The 16,576-nt window shown below is 66.4% G+C and carries 18 protein-coding genes; 14 read left to right on the forward strand and 4 right to left on the reverse strand.

The window, feature by feature from the left end:
- Positions 1-40 precede the first annotated feature (40 nt).
- Positions 41-826: a lysophospholipid acyltransferase family protein gene (locus tag BLS91_RS11650; RefSeq protein ID WP_369827278.1), complete on the reverse strand. Its 786-nt coding sequence runs from the start codon at positions 824-826 to the stop codon at positions 41-43.
- 109 nt (positions 827-935) lie between these two features.
- Here BLS91_RS11650 and dxr point away from each other — a divergent pair, with 109 nt between their 5' ends.
- Positions 936-2,018, forward strand: a complete 1,083-nt coding sequence (gene dxr, locus BLS91_RS11655) for a 1-deoxy-D-xylulose-5-phosphate reductoisomerase (protein ID WP_092340900.1) — start codon at positions 936-938, stop codon at positions 2,016-2,018.
- Between the two features lie 4 nt (positions 2,019-2,022).
- On the opposite strand, the gene BLS91_RS11660 is transcribed toward dxr, so the two are convergent.
- Together BLS91_RS11660 and BLS91_RS11665 are read right to left on the reverse strand one after the other, a co-directional pair.
- On the reverse strand, positions 2,023-2,505 hold the full coding sequence (locus tag BLS91_RS11660; protein ID WP_134505290.1) for a mucin-associated surface protein: 483 nt from the start codon (positions 2,503-2,505) through the stop codon (positions 2,023-2,025).
- The gene (locus BLS91_RS11665) at positions 2,502-3,647 is read right to left on the reverse strand and encodes a serine/threonine-protein kinase (RefSeq protein WP_241983115.1); all 1,146 of its coding nucleotides are present in this window, start codon (positions 3,645-3,647) and stop codon (positions 2,502-2,504) included. The genes BLS91_RS11660 and BLS91_RS11665 overlap by 4 nt, the downstream gene beginning before the upstream one ends.
- 157 nt (positions 3,648-3,804) lie before the next feature.
- On the opposite strand from BLS91_RS11665, the gene BLS91_RS11670 reads away from it, so the two are divergent.
- From BLS91_RS11670 to BLS91_RS19625, 4 genes are read left to right on the forward strand one after another with little or no spacing between them, the layout of a single operon-like run.
- Complete coding sequence (locus BLS91_RS11670; RefSeq protein WP_167552435.1) at positions 3,805-5,184, forward strand: M50 family metallopeptidase; 1,380 nt, start codon at positions 3,805-3,807, stop codon at positions 5,182-5,184.
- Between the two features lie 58 nt (positions 5,185-5,242).
- The gene (locus BLS91_RS19940) at positions 5,243-5,392 is read left to right on the forward strand and encodes a hypothetical protein (protein ID WP_159433854.1); all 150 of its coding nucleotides are present in this window, start codon (positions 5,243-5,245) and stop codon (positions 5,390-5,392) included.
- Position 5,393: 1 nt separating this feature from the next.
- The gene (locus tag BLS91_RS11675; protein ID WP_092340904.1) at positions 5,394-5,603 is read left to right on the forward strand and encodes a hypothetical protein; all 210 of its coding nucleotides are present in this window, start codon (positions 5,394-5,396) and stop codon (positions 5,601-5,603) included.
- A complete protein-coding gene (locus BLS91_RS19625; protein ID WP_134505291.1) occupies positions 5,567-5,992 on the forward strand; it encodes a hypothetical protein in 426 nt (141 codons plus the stop codon). The genes BLS91_RS11675 and BLS91_RS19625 overlap by 37 nt, the downstream gene beginning before the upstream one ends.
- Positions 5,993-6,283: 291 nt before the next feature.
- Here the strand turns inward: BLS91_RS19625 and BLS91_RS11685 are convergent, their stop codons facing one another.
- Positions 6,284-7,468 (reverse strand): acetyl-CoA C-acetyltransferase, encoded by a 1,185-nt coding sequence (locus BLS91_RS11685; protein ID WP_092340905.1) that lies wholly within the window; start codon positions 7,466-7,468, stop codon positions 6,284-6,286.
- Positions 7,469-7,625: 157 nt separating this feature from the next.
- Between BLS91_RS11685 and BLS91_RS11690 the strand changes: the two genes are divergently transcribed.
- The 9 genes from BLS91_RS11690 to BLS91_RS11730 are packed head-to-tail and all read left to right on the forward strand — an operon-like array spanning position 7,626 to position 16,552.
- On the forward strand, positions 7,626-8,840 hold the full coding sequence (locus BLS91_RS11690) for a substrate-binding domain-containing protein (RefSeq protein WP_092340907.1): 1,215 nt from the start codon (positions 7,626-7,628) through the stop codon (positions 8,838-8,840).
- Positions 8,841-8,846: 6 nt separating this feature from the next.
- The gene (locus BLS91_RS11695; RefSeq protein WP_092340908.1) at positions 8,847-9,602 is read left to right on the forward strand and encodes an ABC transporter ATP-binding protein; all 756 of its coding nucleotides are present in this window, start codon (positions 8,847-8,849) and stop codon (positions 9,600-9,602) included.
- Positions 9,599-10,360, forward strand: a complete 762-nt coding sequence (locus tag BLS91_RS11700) for an ABC transporter ATP-binding protein (protein WP_092340909.1) — start codon at positions 9,599-9,601, stop codon at positions 10,358-10,360. Before BLS91_RS11695 ends, BLS91_RS11700 begins: the two co-directional genes overlap by 4 nt.
- On the forward strand, positions 10,357-11,232 hold the full coding sequence (locus BLS91_RS11705) for a branched-chain amino acid ABC transporter permease (protein WP_092340910.1): 876 nt from the start codon (positions 10,357-10,359) through the stop codon (positions 11,230-11,232). The genes BLS91_RS11700 and BLS91_RS11705 overlap by 4 nt, the downstream gene beginning before the upstream one ends.
- A 20-nt stretch (positions 11,233-11,252) precedes the next feature.
- Positions 11,253-12,338, forward strand: a complete 1,086-nt coding sequence (locus BLS91_RS11710; protein ID WP_233197339.1) for a branched-chain amino acid ABC transporter permease — start codon at positions 11,253-11,255, stop codon at positions 12,336-12,338.
- Positions 12,335-13,897 carry a class I adenylate-forming enzyme family protein gene (locus tag BLS91_RS11715; RefSeq protein WP_092340912.1) on the forward strand — a complete coding sequence of 521 codons (1,563 nt, stop codon included), beginning with the start codon at positions 12,335-12,337 and terminating at the stop codon, positions 13,895-13,897. Before BLS91_RS11710 ends, BLS91_RS11715 begins: the two co-directional genes overlap by 4 nt.
- Positions 13,894-14,586, forward strand: a complete 693-nt coding sequence (locus tag BLS91_RS11720; protein ID WP_092340913.1) for a TetR/AcrR family transcriptional regulator — start codon at positions 13,894-13,896, stop codon at positions 14,584-14,586. The genes BLS91_RS11715 and BLS91_RS11720 overlap by 4 nt, the downstream gene beginning before the upstream one ends.
- Positions 14,583-15,479 (forward strand): alpha/beta hydrolase, encoded by an 897-nt coding sequence (locus BLS91_RS11725; protein ID WP_092340914.1) that lies wholly within the window; start codon positions 14,583-14,585, stop codon positions 15,477-15,479. Before BLS91_RS11720 ends, BLS91_RS11725 begins: the two co-directional genes overlap by 4 nt.
- Positions 15,476-16,552, forward strand: a complete 1,077-nt coding sequence (locus BLS91_RS11730) for an alpha/beta fold hydrolase (RefSeq protein WP_092340916.1) — start codon at positions 15,476-15,478, stop codon at positions 16,550-16,552. Before BLS91_RS11725 ends, BLS91_RS11730 begins: the two co-directional genes overlap by 4 nt.
- Positions 16,553-16,576: the final 24 nt, after the last annotated feature.

Genomic DNA, 16,576 nt, shown 5'->3' on the forward strand with positions numbered 1-16,576 from the left:
GCTCCAGCCTATGACCGCCAGCTCGACGGTAAGACCGCGGCTACAGGCGTTCGCGCGGAAAGACCCGGTGGGCGAGGCGATTGAGGGTACCGACTGGTGGCGATTCGTTGTAGGCGTTGGCCAATTCCTGACCGGACAGTCGGTGGATGGCCGCCATGATCTCATCCGTTGCCTGCCGGCGTGCCTTACCGGAGGTGGCCGGGCCGTGATGGCCGAGGTCGAGCGGTTCACCGAAGGTGACAGTGACCTTGCGAATACGCGGCACCTTGGTGCCGACCGGCTGAATCTCCTGGGTGCCGATCAAACCGACCGGAACGACGACCGCGCCCGTGGTGAGGGCGAGCCAGGCGACGCCCGTGCGGCCCTTATAGAGGCGGCCGTCGAGCGAGCGGGTGCCCTCCGGGTAGATCGCGAATGCGCCCTCGGCCTCGAGCACGGCACGGCCGGCGTCGAGAGCGACCTGCGCGGCCTGGCCGGCTCCGCGTTCTACACCGATGGCGCCGATGGCGGTGAAGAATGTTCGTGACACCCAGCCCTGGAATCCGGTCCCGGTGAAGTAGGTCGACTTGGCCAGAAACTGCACGCGGCGGGTCGCGACGAGGGGAATGACGATGCTGTCGATGAAGGAGAGGTGGTTGCTGGCGAGAATGACGCGGCCGGTGGCCGGAATATTCTCGCGCCCGATAATGCTCGGTCGAAAAACGATTCGGGCGACGGGGGCCATGATGCCGTAGCCGAGAAAATAGACGAATCCCGGTCGCTTGACACGCTCCTGATCGTCGGCCTGTTCGGCCGGAACGCCTTGATCAGAACTATCGATCGTGATGGTTTCGGCGTTGTCTTTGGGTTCTGCATCGGCACCAGTCACCCGTCGACACTACGCCACCACTGGCCAGCATCGAACATACGCCGCGCCCGGCACCTAGCATGGAGGTATGCGCAGAGTAATCATTCTCGGGTCCACTGGCTCGATCGGAACCCAGGCGCTCGACGTCATTCGTGCCAATCCGGAGCGGTTTGAGGTGGTCGGCCTCGCGGCCGGAAGCAACCGAGAACTGCTCGATGCGCAGGCCCTGGACTTTCAGGTCGAGCACACCGCCCTGGGAGCGGATGCTGCGGAGCAGCTCGTGCGGGACGTCGACGTCGACGTCGTGCTCAACGGCATCACCGGTTCGGTCGGCTTGGGGCCGACCCTGGCCGCGCTGAAAGCTGGTCGCATCCTGGCTCTGGCCAACAAAGAGTCGCTGATCGTCGGCGGCGAACTCGTGAAGAATCTTGCTGCACCAGGCCAGATCGTTCCGGTCGACTCCGAACACTCCGCCATCGCGCAGGCATTGCGCTCGGGAACCCAGCACGAGGTGCGTCGACTCGTGCTGACGGCATCCGGTGGGCCGTTTCGCGGTTACACCAGGGAACAGCTTGCCGGCGTGACGCCCGCGCAGGCCCTGGCCCACCCGACCTGGAACATGGGCCTGGTGGTCACCACCAACTCGGCCACCCTCATGAACAAGGGACTCGAGATCATCGAGGCGCACCTTCTGTTCGACGTGGAATATGACCGCATCGATGCCGTCGTGCACCCGCAATCCGTGGTACACTCCATGGTCGAATTCGTGGACGGATCGACCATCGCCCAGGCCAGCCCGCCCGACATGCGACTGCCGATCTCACTCGGGCTGGACTGGCCGAACCGCGTGGCTGCGGTCGGCGCTCCGATCGACTGGACCTTACCGCAGAGCTGGACCTTCGAGCCCCTCGACGACACGGCTTTTCCCGCGGTCGAACTCGCCAAGAAGGTCGGCCGACTAGGCGGCACCTATCCGGCCGTGTTCAACGCGGCCAACGAGCAGGCCGTCGCCGCTTTTCACTCCGGGCGCATCGGCTTTTTGAACATCGTCGACACGGTGCTGCGCGTGGTCGAGAGCCACGAGTACGATTCCGAGCTCACCCTCGAGTCACTCGCCGAGGCTGAACGTTGGGCGCGTGCCGCCGCCGATCAGCTCATCGCGGCAGGCTGACGGCCTAATTACACTCGCCCGCTTTGACCCGGTCCTTGTCGTCCAGGCACTCTTCGCGTGCGTCCTTGGCATCCTCGGCGGCCTTTTTCTCCGCGTCGCGCGCGTCTTCGGCGGCGTCCTTGGCATTCTGTTCCTCGGCGAGGGCCGCCGCTTCGGCTGCGGCTTCAGCAGCGATAGCAGCAGCTTCGATCTCAACCGTCAGATCGGTGCTGACCAGGTTGATCGCGGTCTGAATCGACGCCGACCGTTCGGCGCTGACCTGGCCGGCGGCGGCCGCGGTGCGCAAATTACCCTGCATCGCGGTGAGGAGCGACTGGGCTTCGGTGAAGTCGCCGCCGGCCGCCGCCTCGGTGATGCCGAGCATCGCAGACTGCAGATTTTCGGCCGTGGCGGCCTGAAGTTCGACCGGCTCAGCCGCGCAACCGGCCAGCGGCAGGAGCAGAAGCAATCCGGAAACGAGCGCGAGGGTCAGTCGTTTGCGCATCACGGGTTCACGCTTTCCTGGAGCTGTTCGAGGTGCGTGCCGAGGGTGCCGTCGACCGCCGGATAACTCGGCGGAACCGCTGGCGGATCGTCTCCGCTGCCCAGAAACAACGCACCGAGCACGATCGCGGTGACCACCAGGGCCGCCAGGACGATCCAGAGGATGACCCGGTTGCGGCGCGGTGCAGGCGTGGTCCCCGTCTGCTTCCTGGAGATGGCCGCAGTTGCGGGTTTGGGCGTGGGGGCCGGATCGGCACGCAGCACCTCGGTCGCAGCCGCCTCAACTGCGCGAGCGGGTAGCAGCAGCGTGGCCACGGCCTGGTCTTCGGCTCCGGTCGCGAGCGCGCGGAGCAGCAGGGACGCCTCGGAAGCGGTGGGCCGGTCGCCGGTGTCGCGGGCGGTCATGGCTGCGAGTACCTCGGTCCAGTCCCGGCCGAGCGTGCTCGGAATCTCCGGCTGGCGTTGCAGCCTGGCCATCGCCGACTCCACGGCGGTTCCGGGGTAGGCGCGCACCCCGGTGAGGCATTCGAGCAGCACGAGACCGAGGGAATAGACATCCGTTGGTGCACCGATCAAAGCTCCGAGCGCCTGCTCGGGGCTCAGGTAGCTCGCGGTGCCAAGCAGCGAACCGGTCGCGGTGAGCCTTGACTCATCGAGCAGCCGGGCAATGCCGAAATCGGCGAGCTTGGCGTGCATGCTGCGCCCGGGAAAGCCGGAGGGCGACAGCAGTACGTTGGCTGGCTTGACGTCGCGGTGGATGATGCCCTGCTCGTGCACGTAGTGCAGCGCCTCGGCCAGATCGGCACCCATCACGGCCACCTCGAGGCTTGGCAGCGGGCCGCTCGCGATGCGGGCGCGCAGATCGGGGCCGTCCACGAGTTCCATCACGATGAAGGTGCGCGGCACGCCGTCGACGGTGGCGGTGCCGGCGTCGAACAGGGTGACCAGGGCGAAATGGTTCAGGCTCGCCAGCAGGGCGATCTCGCCGCTCTGACGCTCCGGCTCTGCGGCGCCACCATCAGCGCGAAAGAGTTTGACGGCCACTGTACGGCCGAGCGCGGTATCCGTTGCCCGATAAACGGATGCCATCCCGCCGGTGCCGATAAGGGTCTCGATCAGAAAACGGTCGCCAAGTAGGCTGCCCACCGGGCCGGGGGTCGGTAGCTGCTGGATGGGAATGGGTTCGTAAGACAGGGGGACCTCCTGGTGCGTCCACCCTCTAGCAAAGCACATGCGCACCCTAAAAGGGAGGTTCGGCCGCACAGCCAGCCCCTTTGCAGCTTGGTGCGGTTACTCTACGACAGTGGAAACCGTACTGCTGTTCATACTGGGCGTCGCGATCGTGGTCGTGGGACTCGCCGTGTCTATCGGCCTGCACGAAATCGGCCACCTCGTGCCCGCCAAGCTGTTTGGCGTCAAGGTAACCCAGTACATGATCGGCTTCGGCCCGACGCTCTGGTCGCGCACCAAGGGTGAGACCGAGTACGGCGTCAAGGCGCTGCCCCTCGGTGGCTATATCGCCATGATCGGCATGTTTCCACCGTCGAAAAAGGGCGGAGCTCCCCGCACCACCACCACCGGGTTCTTCGACCAGATGGTTCAGGAGGGCGAACCTGAGAAGAAGACCAGCGCCCTGTCCACCCTGGTCGACGATGCCCGCAAGGCCAGCGCGGAGACCATTGGCGATGGTGAAGAGCACCGCGCGTTCTATCAGCTGTCGGTCTACAAGCGCGTGATCATCATGCTCGGTGGGCCCACCATGAACCTACTCATCGCCATCGTGATGTTCTCCATTCTGGTCATGGGATTCGGCAGCCCGCAGATCAGCACGACCATCGGCAGCGTGAGCCAGTGCGTGCTCCCCGCCTCGAGCGACCGGCAGACCTGCGAGTCAACCGATGAAGCCTCGCCCGGTGCCGCTGCCGGGTTGAAGCCTGGTGACCGATTGGTCAGCATCGGCGGAACAGCCATTACGAGCTGGGAGCAGTCGACCGAGGTCATCCGCTCGGCGCCCGGGCGCACCCTCGCCGCGGTGGTCGAGCGTGACGGCGCCGACGTCGACCTCTCGCTCACCCCCAAACTCACCGAACGCTACGTGTATACCGCCGACAACAAAATCAAAACGGACGCCTCCGGCGCTGCCATTACCGAGGAGGTCGGGTTCGTCGGCATCGGAGCGGCGAGCGAACTGGTGCCCCAGCCTGCGACAGCAGTGCTGCCCCTGGTGGGCGAAAACATCTCCGCCGTCGCGCACGTGATTCTCAACCTGCCCGACCGGCTCGTGGCCGTGGCCAAGGCCGCGTTCGGCCCGGGGGAGCGCGACCTGAACGGACCGATCAGCGTGGTGGGTGTTGGCCGGGTAGCCGGCGAACTGGCGAGCATGGACACCATTCCGGTCGCCACGAAGGTCGCCAGCATGCTGCAGCTGCTCGGATCGCTCAATATCGCCCTGTTCGTGTTCAACCTGGTGCCCTTGCTGCCACTCGACGGCGGCCACGTCGCCGGTGCGCTGTGGGAAGGCATCCGTCGATTCTTCGCGAAGCTGTTCAAGCGGCCCGACCCCGGACCGGTCGACATGGCCAAGCTCATGCCGCTCACGCTGGCGGTCGTGGTTCTGCTCGGCGGGATGAGCCTGTTGCTCATCTACGCCGACATCGTCAAGCCCATCAACTTCTTCGGGTAGCCGGCAGGTACTTCCGCGGGCGGATGCGGCGCCCGGCGCACGGAAGTAGCATCAAGCCATGCCACCACACGGGGAGTACAGCGGGTACGGATACGGCATGCCGCGGCCCGTTCGATTGTGGTTGCTCGTGGTGATCTTCTTTCTGATCCAGGTGCCGGCGGTGGCCGTGCTGGCCCGGCCGGGGCCGGGGCGGCTTCGACCGGTTTGACATGATGCGCGGACCCGGACCACTCCCGGATTCTGACCGGCCAAGCCTGGCCCTGATCGGGTGGTTTCTCGCCGTCGTTTTGGCCCTGATCGGCCCGCTCGCCCTGATCGGCACCCGGCGGTTTCCCGGCCCGGTCGTGGCCGTCGTCGCCGCCGCGGCGGTGCATTCACCCTCGTGCGTTCCGACATCGGCCTGCCCTATGTTGCCCTGATTTTCGCGATCGTTCTCGGCATCGTGCGGGGCGTGCGCGTCTGGGTGTACAGCTCCGTCGCAGCGGCCTGGGTTCTGGGTTCTGGTTCTGGTTCTGGTTCTGGTGCTGGTGCTGGTGCTGGTGCTCGCGGGCGCGTTCGGGGTGGGGCTGCATCCGCTGCGGATCGCCGGAACCACCCTGGCGCTGGCCGTGTTCATGGGAATCGGGGAGGCCATCCGCTCGCGTCGGGAGCGTTTTGCCGAGCTGCGGCGCACGGGGACGCCCGTGGTACGTCGGCCGAACAGCGGGAACGCGTGCGCATCGGGGAGGCATCCGTTGTGTTGGCGCGCGAGAGCAGCGACGACCTGCTCACGGTCACCGACGACGGGTCGGCGCCGGCCGCATCATGAGCAAGCTCGCCGCACGTCCCGGCGACGGCGACAGCTACGGCCATGGCGGAATGATGAACGGCGGGTTCGGGTTCGGCTGGTGGTTCCTGCTGATCCCGTTGTTCTGGATCATCGTCGTCGCCGTACTGTTCGCCATCTTCGGACGGCGCTGGCGTCGCGGTATGCGGGAGGGTCACGGACACCCGGGCGGGCAAGGCCAGGCGGATGCCACGAGCGCTGAGAAGACCCTGGCCGAACGCTTCGCCCAGGGCGACATCGACGAGGTCGAGTACCGCGCCCGCCTAGAAGCCGTTACCGGGACAGCAGCAGCGCCTCACCCTGGCCGCCGCCGCCGCACAGCGCGACGGCGGCTTTGCCGGTGCCACGCCGGGCCAGTTCGAGGGCAGCGTGCAGTGCAATGCGCCCGCCGCTCGACCCAATCGGGTGGCCGATGGCGATGCCGCCACCGTGAATGTTCACGACATCGGCCGACACGCCGAGCACTTTCGACGACTGGGCCACGACCGAGGCGAACGCCTCGTTGATCTCGACCAGGTCGAGATCGGCGGCGGTCCAGCCCTCGCGCTTGAGGGCGTGCGCGATGGCATTGGCCGGCTGGGAGTGCAGGGAGTTGTCGGGGCCGGCCACCTGGCCGCTCGCGTTGATCACGGCGAGCCAAGGCAGGCCGTGCTTCTCGGCCCAGGCGCGACTGGTCACGACGACAGCGCTCGCGCCGTCACTGAGAGGGGCTGCATTGCCGGCAGTGATGCTCCCCGCCGGGTCGAATGCCGGGCGCAGGCGGCCGAGCGTCTCGGTCGTGCTTTCGGCGCGAACGCCCTCATCGGTGCTGATCAGGAGCGGCTCGCCCTTCCGCTGCGGCACGCTGATCGGAGTGATCTCGTCGCTGAACACATCACTCGCGGCTGCGGCAGCAGCGCGCTGGTGCGAGGCAGCGGCGATTTCGTCCTGCTCGAGGCGGGTCTGTCCGAGTTCAACGTTCGCGCGCTCGGTGGAGAGCCCCATCGAGAGGCCGTCGAAGGCGTCGGTGAGTCCGTCGTGAGCGGCGTGGTCGAGCGCTGACACGGTTCCGTAATTCCAGCCCTGGCGGGAGCCAGGCAGCAGGTGGGGCGCGCGGGACATGGATTCCTGACCACCGGCCACGACGACATCCGCTTCGCCGAGCCGCACCAGGCGGGCGGCATCAATGACCGCGGCGAGGCCGGACAGACAGACCTTGTTGAGTGTCATCGCCGGCACATTCCATGGGATGCCTGCAGCCACGCTGGACTGCCGGGCCGGGTTCTGCCCACACCCGGCTTGCAGGACCTGACCCATGAGCACGAAGTCGACCTGCTCCGGTGCCACTCCAGCGCGGGCGAGGGCACCGGCAATGGCGGCGGCGCCGAGGTCGACGGCGGTGAGGGACGAGAGTTGCCCGTTCACGCGACCCTGCGGGGTGCGTGATCCGGCCAGGATTACGACGTCGGTTTCGGTCATCGGGACTCCTTTGTCAAAAAATTGATGCGTGCCACCCCAGCATATTGGCCACGTCTGGGTATCGGTTCACTCCTGCCTCTTGACAGTACCGTCGATCGCCCATAGATTCCTGATACCTGAACCACCTGTCAGGTTTGTAGAACGAGAGGCAAATTTTATGCGGGTAACAAAGATGTTCCTGGCCCCGGCAATTCTCGCCGTCGCCGCCCTGACCCTGGTCGGATGCGCCCCCACGGCCACGACCGGCGGCGCAGCCACCGATAATTCCACCACGAAGCTCGCGGTGCAGGTGGGCATGATCACCTCAGCGACCGGCCCGCTCGCCGCCTACGGCGCCGCGTACACCGCCGGGTTCAAGGCCGGCCTCGACTACGCCACCGACGGCACCGGCGCTGTCGACGGCCGCGAACTGGACATCACCTGGAAAGACGACCAGGGCAACCCCGACACCGCGGTCTCGGTCGCCAAAGACCTGATCGGGCAGGGATACCAGATTATGGCCGGCACCGTCGTGTCCGGAATCGCCGTCACCCTGGCCGAGCAGGCCGCGCAGAACAAGATTCTCTACATCTCGGGCCCGGCAGCCGCCGATGCCATCACCGGCCTCAACCAGTACACCTTCCGATCCGGCCGCCAGACCTATGAAGACGTTGCGACGGCAGGAACGTTCATCGGCGACCCGAGCGGCAAGAAGATCGTCGTCTTCGCCCAGGACAACGCCTTCGGTCAGGGCAACCTGGCCGGCGTCAAGGCCGTGCTCGGGGCCAAGGGCGCGACCGTCGATGGTGTACTTGTCGCCGAAGACGCAACCGAATTCACCCCCTTCGCGCAGCAATTGCTCGACGCCTCACCAGACCTCGTCTTCGTGGCCTGGGCCGGCGCCAGCACCGGTGCCATGTGGACCGCGCTGCAGCAGCAGGGCGTGTTCGATGCTGTTCCGGTTGTCACCGGCCTCGGTGATGTCTCGACCTACGGCGCGTACGGTGCCGCGAGCGGCAAGATCAGCTTTCTCTCGCACTACTTTGCGTCGGCCACCGACAACGAGCAGAGCAAAGCCATGATCAGCTACCTGAAAGCCAACGACGCACAGGCAGACCTGTTCTCGCCCGACGGTTTCGTGGCCGCGCAGATGCTCGTTCAGGCCGTTCGCGAGGGCGGTGGTGACAACGTCGATGACATGATCGCCTCGCTCGAGGGCTACACGTTCGACTCGGTCAAGGGTTCGATCACCATTCGTGCAGAAGACCACGCCGTGCTGCAGCCGATGTTCCAGGCCACGCTTAAGGAAGGCACCGACGGTACCTGGGCGCCGGAACTGATTGAGACTGTCGACGCCAAGACCGTCGCGCCGCCCATCGTCGCAGCAAAGTAGATCGCGATGCCGGACCAGCCCGTGCTCAGCATCGAGCATCTGGGCCTGCAGATCGGCGGTGCACGCATCCTCAACGATGTGTCGCTGTCGATCCCGCGGGGCGAGATGCTCGGTGTGATCGGCCCCAACGGGGCCGGTAAGACAACCCTGTTCAACCTGATTTCCGGTGTGCTGTTTGCCACGGAAGGCGTGGTGCGACTGAACGGCCGCACCATGACCCGGGAACCGATCCACGTCAGGGCACGGGCCGGCCTCGGTCGCACCTTTCAAACCTCGAGCCTGTTCAACGGGCTGAGCGCCACCGAAAACGTGCGGCTGGCCGCACAGGCCAAGGCCGGCGGCGGCAGTCTGGTCACCCGGTTTCCGAAGGGGACGGATGCCGCCACCCGGCTTGCCGCCGATCGTCTCGACGAGGTGGGGCTGGCTGATCTTGCCGAAGCCAAAGCCGGTGGCCTCTCCCACGGTGACAAGCGCAAGCTGGAGATCGCCATGCTGCTCGCGATGGACCCGAGCGTCATCCTGCTCGACGAGCCGATGGCCGGCGTTGGCTCCGGCGACGTGCCCGGCCTGATGGAGGTCATTCGCGCGTTGCACCACGGTGGCCGCACGGTGCTCATGGTCGAGCACCACATGGAGGTCGTGCTCGGCCTGGTCGACCGCGTTGCGGTCATGCACCACGGCGAGCTGCTCGCCTGCGACACCCCCGACGCCGTGATGAAGAATCCCACGGTTCAGTCCGCCTACCTCGGAGACCCGGTATGAGCACCACATCAAGAACCAATATCCTCACCGTGCGCAACCTGTACGGACGCATCGAGGGCCAGCAGGTCGTCGAAGACGTCTCGTTCGACGTACCAGACACCGGCGTCACCGCTCTGCTCGGCCGGAACGGCGTCGGCAAAACCAGCACCATTAAATCGATCCTCGGCCTGATCGACCGCACCGGCGCGATCACCCTCGCCGGGCGCCGCGTCGACCGGCTGCCCACCCACAAGGTCGTGCAGCTCGGCGTCGGCTACGTGCCCGAAGACCGCGAGGTGTTCGGCAAGCTCAGCGTCGCCGAAAACCTGAAACTGGCCGAACGCTCCGCCCACCCGAACCGCGCCCTGGTCGAGGAACTCTTTCCCGACCTCGTGCAACGCCACGCCCAACTCGCCGGTACCCTCTCCGGAGGGCAGCAGCAGATGGTGTCGCTCGCCCGAGCCCTGCTCAACCAAAACCGGCTGTTGCTGGTCGACGAACCCACCAAGGGACTCTCGCCGAAAATCGTCACCGAGGTCACCCAGGCACTACTGGCCGCCGCCAAAACAGTGCCGATCCTTCTGGTCGAACAGAACCTGCAGGTGATTCGCCAACTCGCCGACCGGGTGGTCGTGCTCTCCGGCGGCCGCGTCGTCTTCACCGGCGAAGCCGCCGAATTGCTCGATGACCCCGAACGCATCCAGCGTTACCTGGGCGTGCACAGCGGCGCGGACCACAGCAGCACCGACCACAGCAACACGGAGCAGGTGCCGGCATGAGCACCATCGTTCTGCTGCTGATCACCGGCCTCGGCCTCGGGGCTCTGTACTTTCTGGTCGCCTCCGGGCTCTCCCTCATCTACGGCCTGATGGGCGTGCTCAACTTCGCTCACGGCTCCTTTCTGACCATCGGCGCCTTCATCGGCTGGGAGGTAGCCCGTCGGCTCAGTGACGGGTCGTGGTGGGCACTGGTCGCTGCCATGCTGACCGGCGCCGTGGTCGGGGCGCTCGTCGCCGCCGCGACCGAATTCTTCCTGATCCGGCGGCTGTACAACCGGCACATCGAACAGGTACTCGTGACGGTCGGCCTCGCGCTGGCCTCTGTAGCTCTGTTCGAGGGAATCTGGGGCACCGACCCGACCTACGTGACGAGCCCGTCCTGGCTCGGGCAGACCACCGAGATTCTCGGCGCGCGCATTCCGAACAACCGCTTCATGCTCATTCTGGTGGCGGTGCTGGTGCTCGTGGCGATCGTGCTGTTCCTCAAATTCACCCGGTACGGCCTGATCGTTCGGGCCGGCGTCGAGAACCGTCTCATGGTCACCGCGCTCGGCATCGATGTGCGCCGCGCCTTCACCCTGGTGTTCGCGATCGGTGGTGCCGCCGCCGGACTCGGCGGGGTGCTCGCCTCGATCTACTATGGCTACGTTTCGGCGCACATCGGCGGGTCCCTGCTGATCTTCGCCTTCATCGTGACGGTCATCGGAGGGTTAGGGTCTCTGGCCGGGGCGGCCATCGCATCCGTTCTGGTGGCAGTGCTGCAGCAGTTCGCGAACTTTTATCTGGGCGGAACCGGCGACCTGGCCGTGGTGCTGGCCCTGGCCGCGGTGCTGTTATTGCGTCCGCGCGGACTGATGGGAGCGAAAGCATGAGCGCCTTCCGGGCCAGACCAATGACCAAAATCACGGCCAGCGCGGCGCTGGTGCTGCTCATGGTGCTGCTGCCGCTTCTGAACATCACGATTCCCGGTGTCTTTCCGGGCGCGACCTACACGCCCGGTACCCTGCAACTGCTCGCCTACGCCATGCTCATCGCGGCTCTAGCGCTCAGCTACCACCTCTTGTTCGGCCTGGCCGGCATGCTCTCGTTCGGGCACGCTCTCTTCTTCGCGGCCGGCGCCTACGGCCTGGGCATCGTGCTGCGCAACTTCTCACCGAGTTGGTTGCCAGCCGGTGCGACGTTCGTAGCGTCGATTCTGATCACGGTGCTGATCGGCTTCGTGTTGGCCGCACTCGTGGGTTCGGTCAGCCTGCGGGTCACCGGCATCTCCTTTGCCATGGTCACGCTCGCCTTCGCGCAGGCCGGCTCGGTCGTGGTACGGCGCAATCCGGGCGGGCAGACCGGCGGCGACGAGGGGCTCACCCTCGACGTCTCGCATGTGCCAGACGCACTGGTCGGCGTACTCAACACCCGCAACCTGTACTGGCTGTCGCTCGCTGTTCTGGTCACGGTCTACCTCGTGGTGTTGTGGGTGGAGAAATCCCGCGCGGGCCATGTTGTGGCCGCGACTCGCGAAAACGAACTCCGGGTACGGGTCATCGGCATCCGTCCCTATTTTGTGCGGCTGCTGATCTTCAGCATTGCCGGGGCGCTCGCCGCCCTCGCTGGAGCCGCGTTTCTGTTGCTGCAGAGCGGGGTCTCGCCGCGCGTCGCCACGCCCGACTTCACGCTGACCCTGCTGGTGATCGTCGTGCTCGGCGGCGTCGGGCTGCGCTGGGGCGCCGTCCTCGGCGCGCTGGTCTACACGCTTCTCGACCAGCGGCTGACCGCCCTGGCCGGTTCGGAATTCATCGCCGGCCTGCCCGACATTCTGCGGATTCCTTTGTCGCAGCCGTTGTTCATTCTCGGAACACTGTTTATTCTCGTGGTGTTGTTTCTTCCGGGTGGGCTGGCTGGGCTGACCCGGCGCAACCGCCGGCCGCAACGGCCTCGGGCTCGAGGTCGGGAGCGCATGCTTGACTCAGAGGAGACGACATGACCGATGATGGCCTGCACACGCTGGGCCGATGGACCCGCGACCGCGCCAGGGCCACGCCCGAACGAGTCGCCGTCGACGATCGCGGCGTCACACTGCGCTACCGCGACCTCGACGACCGGGCCAGCGACCTCGCCGCGGCTTTTCGGGCCGCCGGCTACGGCGTCGGCGATCGGGTGGCGACCATCACCGGCAACAGCTCAGACCAGGTCGTGTTGTTCTTCGCCTGCGCGCAGGCCGGCCTCGTGCTCGTTCCGCTGTCGTGGCGGCTCGCACCACGCGAGCTCGCCGCGCAGTTGCAGCTCGCCGACCCGGCCCTGTTGCTGGTCGACGACGAGTTCCATACCCTGGCAACGGATGCCCAGGGTCGGCTTCCCCTGCCCCTCCCGTCGACTTTGCTCGGCGTGCGGGGTGTGGAAAACGTCGTGCCGGCCCCGCGACGCGGCCCGGACGATGAGCTGGTGACCCGCACGGTTCGTGACGATGACGCCCTGCTGATCGTATTCACCTCCGGCACGCTCGGCCCGGCCAAGGGCGTGGTTCTGACCCACGCGAACTGTTTCTGGACCAACCTGTCGCTCTCGCGTATCACCGAGATCACCAGAAAAGATGTGGTGCTCTCGGTCATGCCGCAGTATCACGTGGGCGGCTGGAATATTCAGCCTTTGCTGGCCTGGTGGATGGGGGCCACGGTCGTGCTCGAGCGCACCTTCGACCCAGGCCGGGTGCTGCACCTGATCAAGGACCGTCGCATCACGACCATGATGGGCGTTCCGGCGAACTACCTGTTCCTCGCGCAGCACCCCGATTTCGCTGCGACCGACCTGTCCAGCCTGAATCACGCCGTGGTTGGTGGCGCACCAATGCCCGCGCAGCTGCTGCGTACCTGGCATGCCCGCGGAGTTGCACTCACCCAGGGGTACGGTCTGACCGAGGCCTCCCCGAACGTGTTGTGTCTGCCCGACGACGAAGCCCGCAGCATGGTCGGCTACGCCGGCAAGCCGTATCCGCACGTGGAGGTCGCCGTGGCCGATCCGATCACCGGCGACCTGCTCGGCGGGGCCGCGACGGGTGAACTGCTGGTGCGTGGGCCCGGCGTGTTCTCGGGCTATTTTCGTGCTCCCGAGCAGACCGCTCGCACCCTGCGCGGTGGCTGGTTGCACACCGGTGACCTCGTGCGCCGCGACGAGCACGGCTACTTTGCCGTGATCGACCGGCTCACCGACATCTTCATCTCGGGCGGCGAGAGCGTGGCACCGGCCGAGGTGGAGACCGTGCTGATCGAACACGCCGCGGTCGCCGAGGTGGCGGTCATCGGGGTGCCGCACGATCGGTGGGGAGAGGTCGGTGTGGCCTTCATCGTGCTGACACCCGGATTCGCGGCCGATGAGCTCGGCATTCTGGCCTACGCCCGCACCCAACTGGCCGCGTTCAAGGTTCCGGCGTTCGTGCGCTTCGTACCGGAAATTCCGCGATCCCTCGGCAGCAAGGTGCTGCGGCGCCAGCTGCTGGAGAACTGGAAACACGGACTTGATTTTGAAAAGATAGGAAACAAACTATGAGCGCCGGAATGCCGCGAACCGCCCGAGGCGAAGAAACCAAGCGCAAACTCATCCAAGCAGCCGAGCAGGTGTTCTCGCGGGTCGGCTACGCCGATGCGTCAATCTCGCGCATAACGGATGCCGCCGGCATCGGCCAGGGCACGTTCTACCTCTACTTCGACTCGAAACTGCAGATCTTCAACGAACTGGTCGAAGACCTCAACCACCGCGTGCGGTTGGCGATGAGTGCAGCATCCGCTGCTACGGAAAATCGGATCGATTCGGAGCGCGCCGGGTTTCGGGCCTTTTTTCAATTCACCGCCGACCACCCCGCGCTGTACCGGGTGATTCGTGAGGCAGAGTTCGTCTCGCCTGGCGCTCTGCGCCTGCACTACACGCGCATCGTCGAGGGCTACATAGCGGGGCTGCGCGCGGCCGGCGCGGCAGGCGAGATCAGCGACATCGATCCCACCGTTGCAGCATGGGCGCTCATGGGAATCGGCGAGATGATCGGCATGCGCTGGGTGCTCTGGGGAGATGACGAGGCGCTCGAAGGGGCCGGGTCCGATCCGTTCGCGAGCGGAACCCGTGCCGTGCCCGAGCACGTTTTCGAGCAGATGATGCGGTTCATCGAGGGTGCACTGGGTGCCGCTAGCACCGTCTCGAGCAGCACCGTCTCCGGCAGCACCGTGGAAATGAGGCAGCGATGAGTGAGTACTATCAGCCGTTCCGGGCTCGGGTCGCTGGGGGAGACCTGCGCGGTGGCCAGTGGCGCGCTGCCCAGGGGCAGTCGACGGTGCTGGCAATCCACGGCATCACCGCCTCGCACCTCTGCTGGCCGTGGCTGGTGGAACGCCTGCCGGGCTCGCGGGTGATCGCTCCCGACCTGCGCGGTCGCGCTCGCAGCAACGCCCTGCCGGCGCCCTACGGGCTGCGGCATCATGCCGAAGACCTGGCCCGGCTGTTGGACTTTCTGGAGGTCGACCGTACGGTCGTGGTCGGGCACTCGATGGGCGCGTTTGTCGCCGTATGGCTCGCCCACCTCTATCCCGACCGGGTTGACTCTCTCGTTCTGGTGGACGGTGGCCTGCCGATTCCACGCGACGTGGGCATCGACCCCCTGCTCATGCTCGGCCCAGCCGCCAAACGGCTATCGCAGACCTTCGAGACGGTCGAGGCCTACCAGGACTTTTGGCAGAACCACCCCGCGTTCGTCGCCGACTGGTCATCGCGGGTGGCCGATTTTGCCCGCTACGACCTCGATGGCACGGCGCCGGCTCTGCACCCCTCGGCGCGGCTGGAGGCGGTGGCCGCGAATGCGCTGGAGCTCAACGGTGCCGACGGCTACGCGGAGGCGCTCGCCGACCTCAGTCTGCCGATCGAATTTCTGCGTGCCCCGCGCGGGCTGCTGGACGAGCCGACCGCACTGTACGACCGGGCGGTTGTCGCCGACTGGGCGACACGACTGCCGCGGCTGACCGTGCGGGAGGTCGACGACGTCAACCACTACACGATCGTGATGAGCGACCGGGGCGCCGACCAAGTCGCCCGGGCCGTGAACCTGTACGCCCCCGCCAGCTACCCGAGAGGACCCCGATCATGAGCGACACCATCACCACCAGTACGGGCAACATTTTCGACGGCATCACCGCGCACAGCGTTGTCACCCCGCGCCTGCGCGCCGGAGTGCTCGAACGGCCGGCAACAGGAACGGCCGCGGCGACCGTCGTCTTCGTGCACGGCAACGTGTCGTCATCGCTGTTCTGGCAGCCGCTGATGCTGGCCCTGCCCACGTCGGTGCGGGCGCTCGCCATCGACCTGCGCGGCTTCGGCAGCAGCGAAACCCTGCCGGTCGATGCCACCCGCGGCTTGGCCGACTACTCCGACGATATCGCCGCTGTGCTCACCGAACTCGGCGTCGACGGAGCGCACCTCGTGGGCTGGAGTATGGGCGGCGGTGTGACCATGCAGCTGCTGCTCGATCACCCCGGCCTCGCGGCGTCCCTGACCCTGGTCGCGCCGGTTTCCCCCTACGGCTTCGGCGGCACCGGGGGAGCGGATGGCCATCGGCTGAGCGTTGACGACGCCGGAACGGGCGCCGGCGGAGCCAACCCCGACTTCGTCGCCAGGCTGCATGACGGTGACCACGGCGCTGACCAGACCAGCCCCCGCACCGTCTACCAGACCACCTACGTCAAGCCGCCGTTCAGCTCGGACCACGATGAAATCTGGATCGACTCCATGCTGACCACGGCCACCGGCGTCGGTAACTACCCCGGGGATTCGACAGTTTCAGAGAATTGGCCCGGATTCGCCCCCGGCGACAGCGGCGTGCTCAACACCATGTCTCCCGGTCATTTCAACACGAGCGGCATTGTCGACCTGGCCAAGAAGCCGGCCATTCTCTGGATTCACGGCAGCGACGACGTCATCGTGTCGGACACCTCGTTTTTCGACCTCAATTATCTTGGGCAGCTCGGCGTGATTCCAGGCTGGCCTGGCGCTGAGGTGGCCCCTCCCCAGCCGATGATCCAGCAGACCCGGGCTGTGCTTGGCGCCTACCAGGCCGCCGGCGGCACGCTGACCGAGCTGGAACTGGCCGACTGTGGGCACTCACCGCACCTCGAACACCCGGCCGAGTTTCTGGCGGCGCTGCTGGCCCAGCTGGAACGCTGATCCGCTGGCGGCATTCAGCTTCGC

This window comes from Cryobacterium flavum, from assembly GCF_900103805.1.
Taxonomy (GTDB): domain Bacteria; phylum Actinomycetota; class Actinomycetes; order Actinomycetales; family Microbacteriaceae; genus Cryobacterium; species Cryobacterium flavum.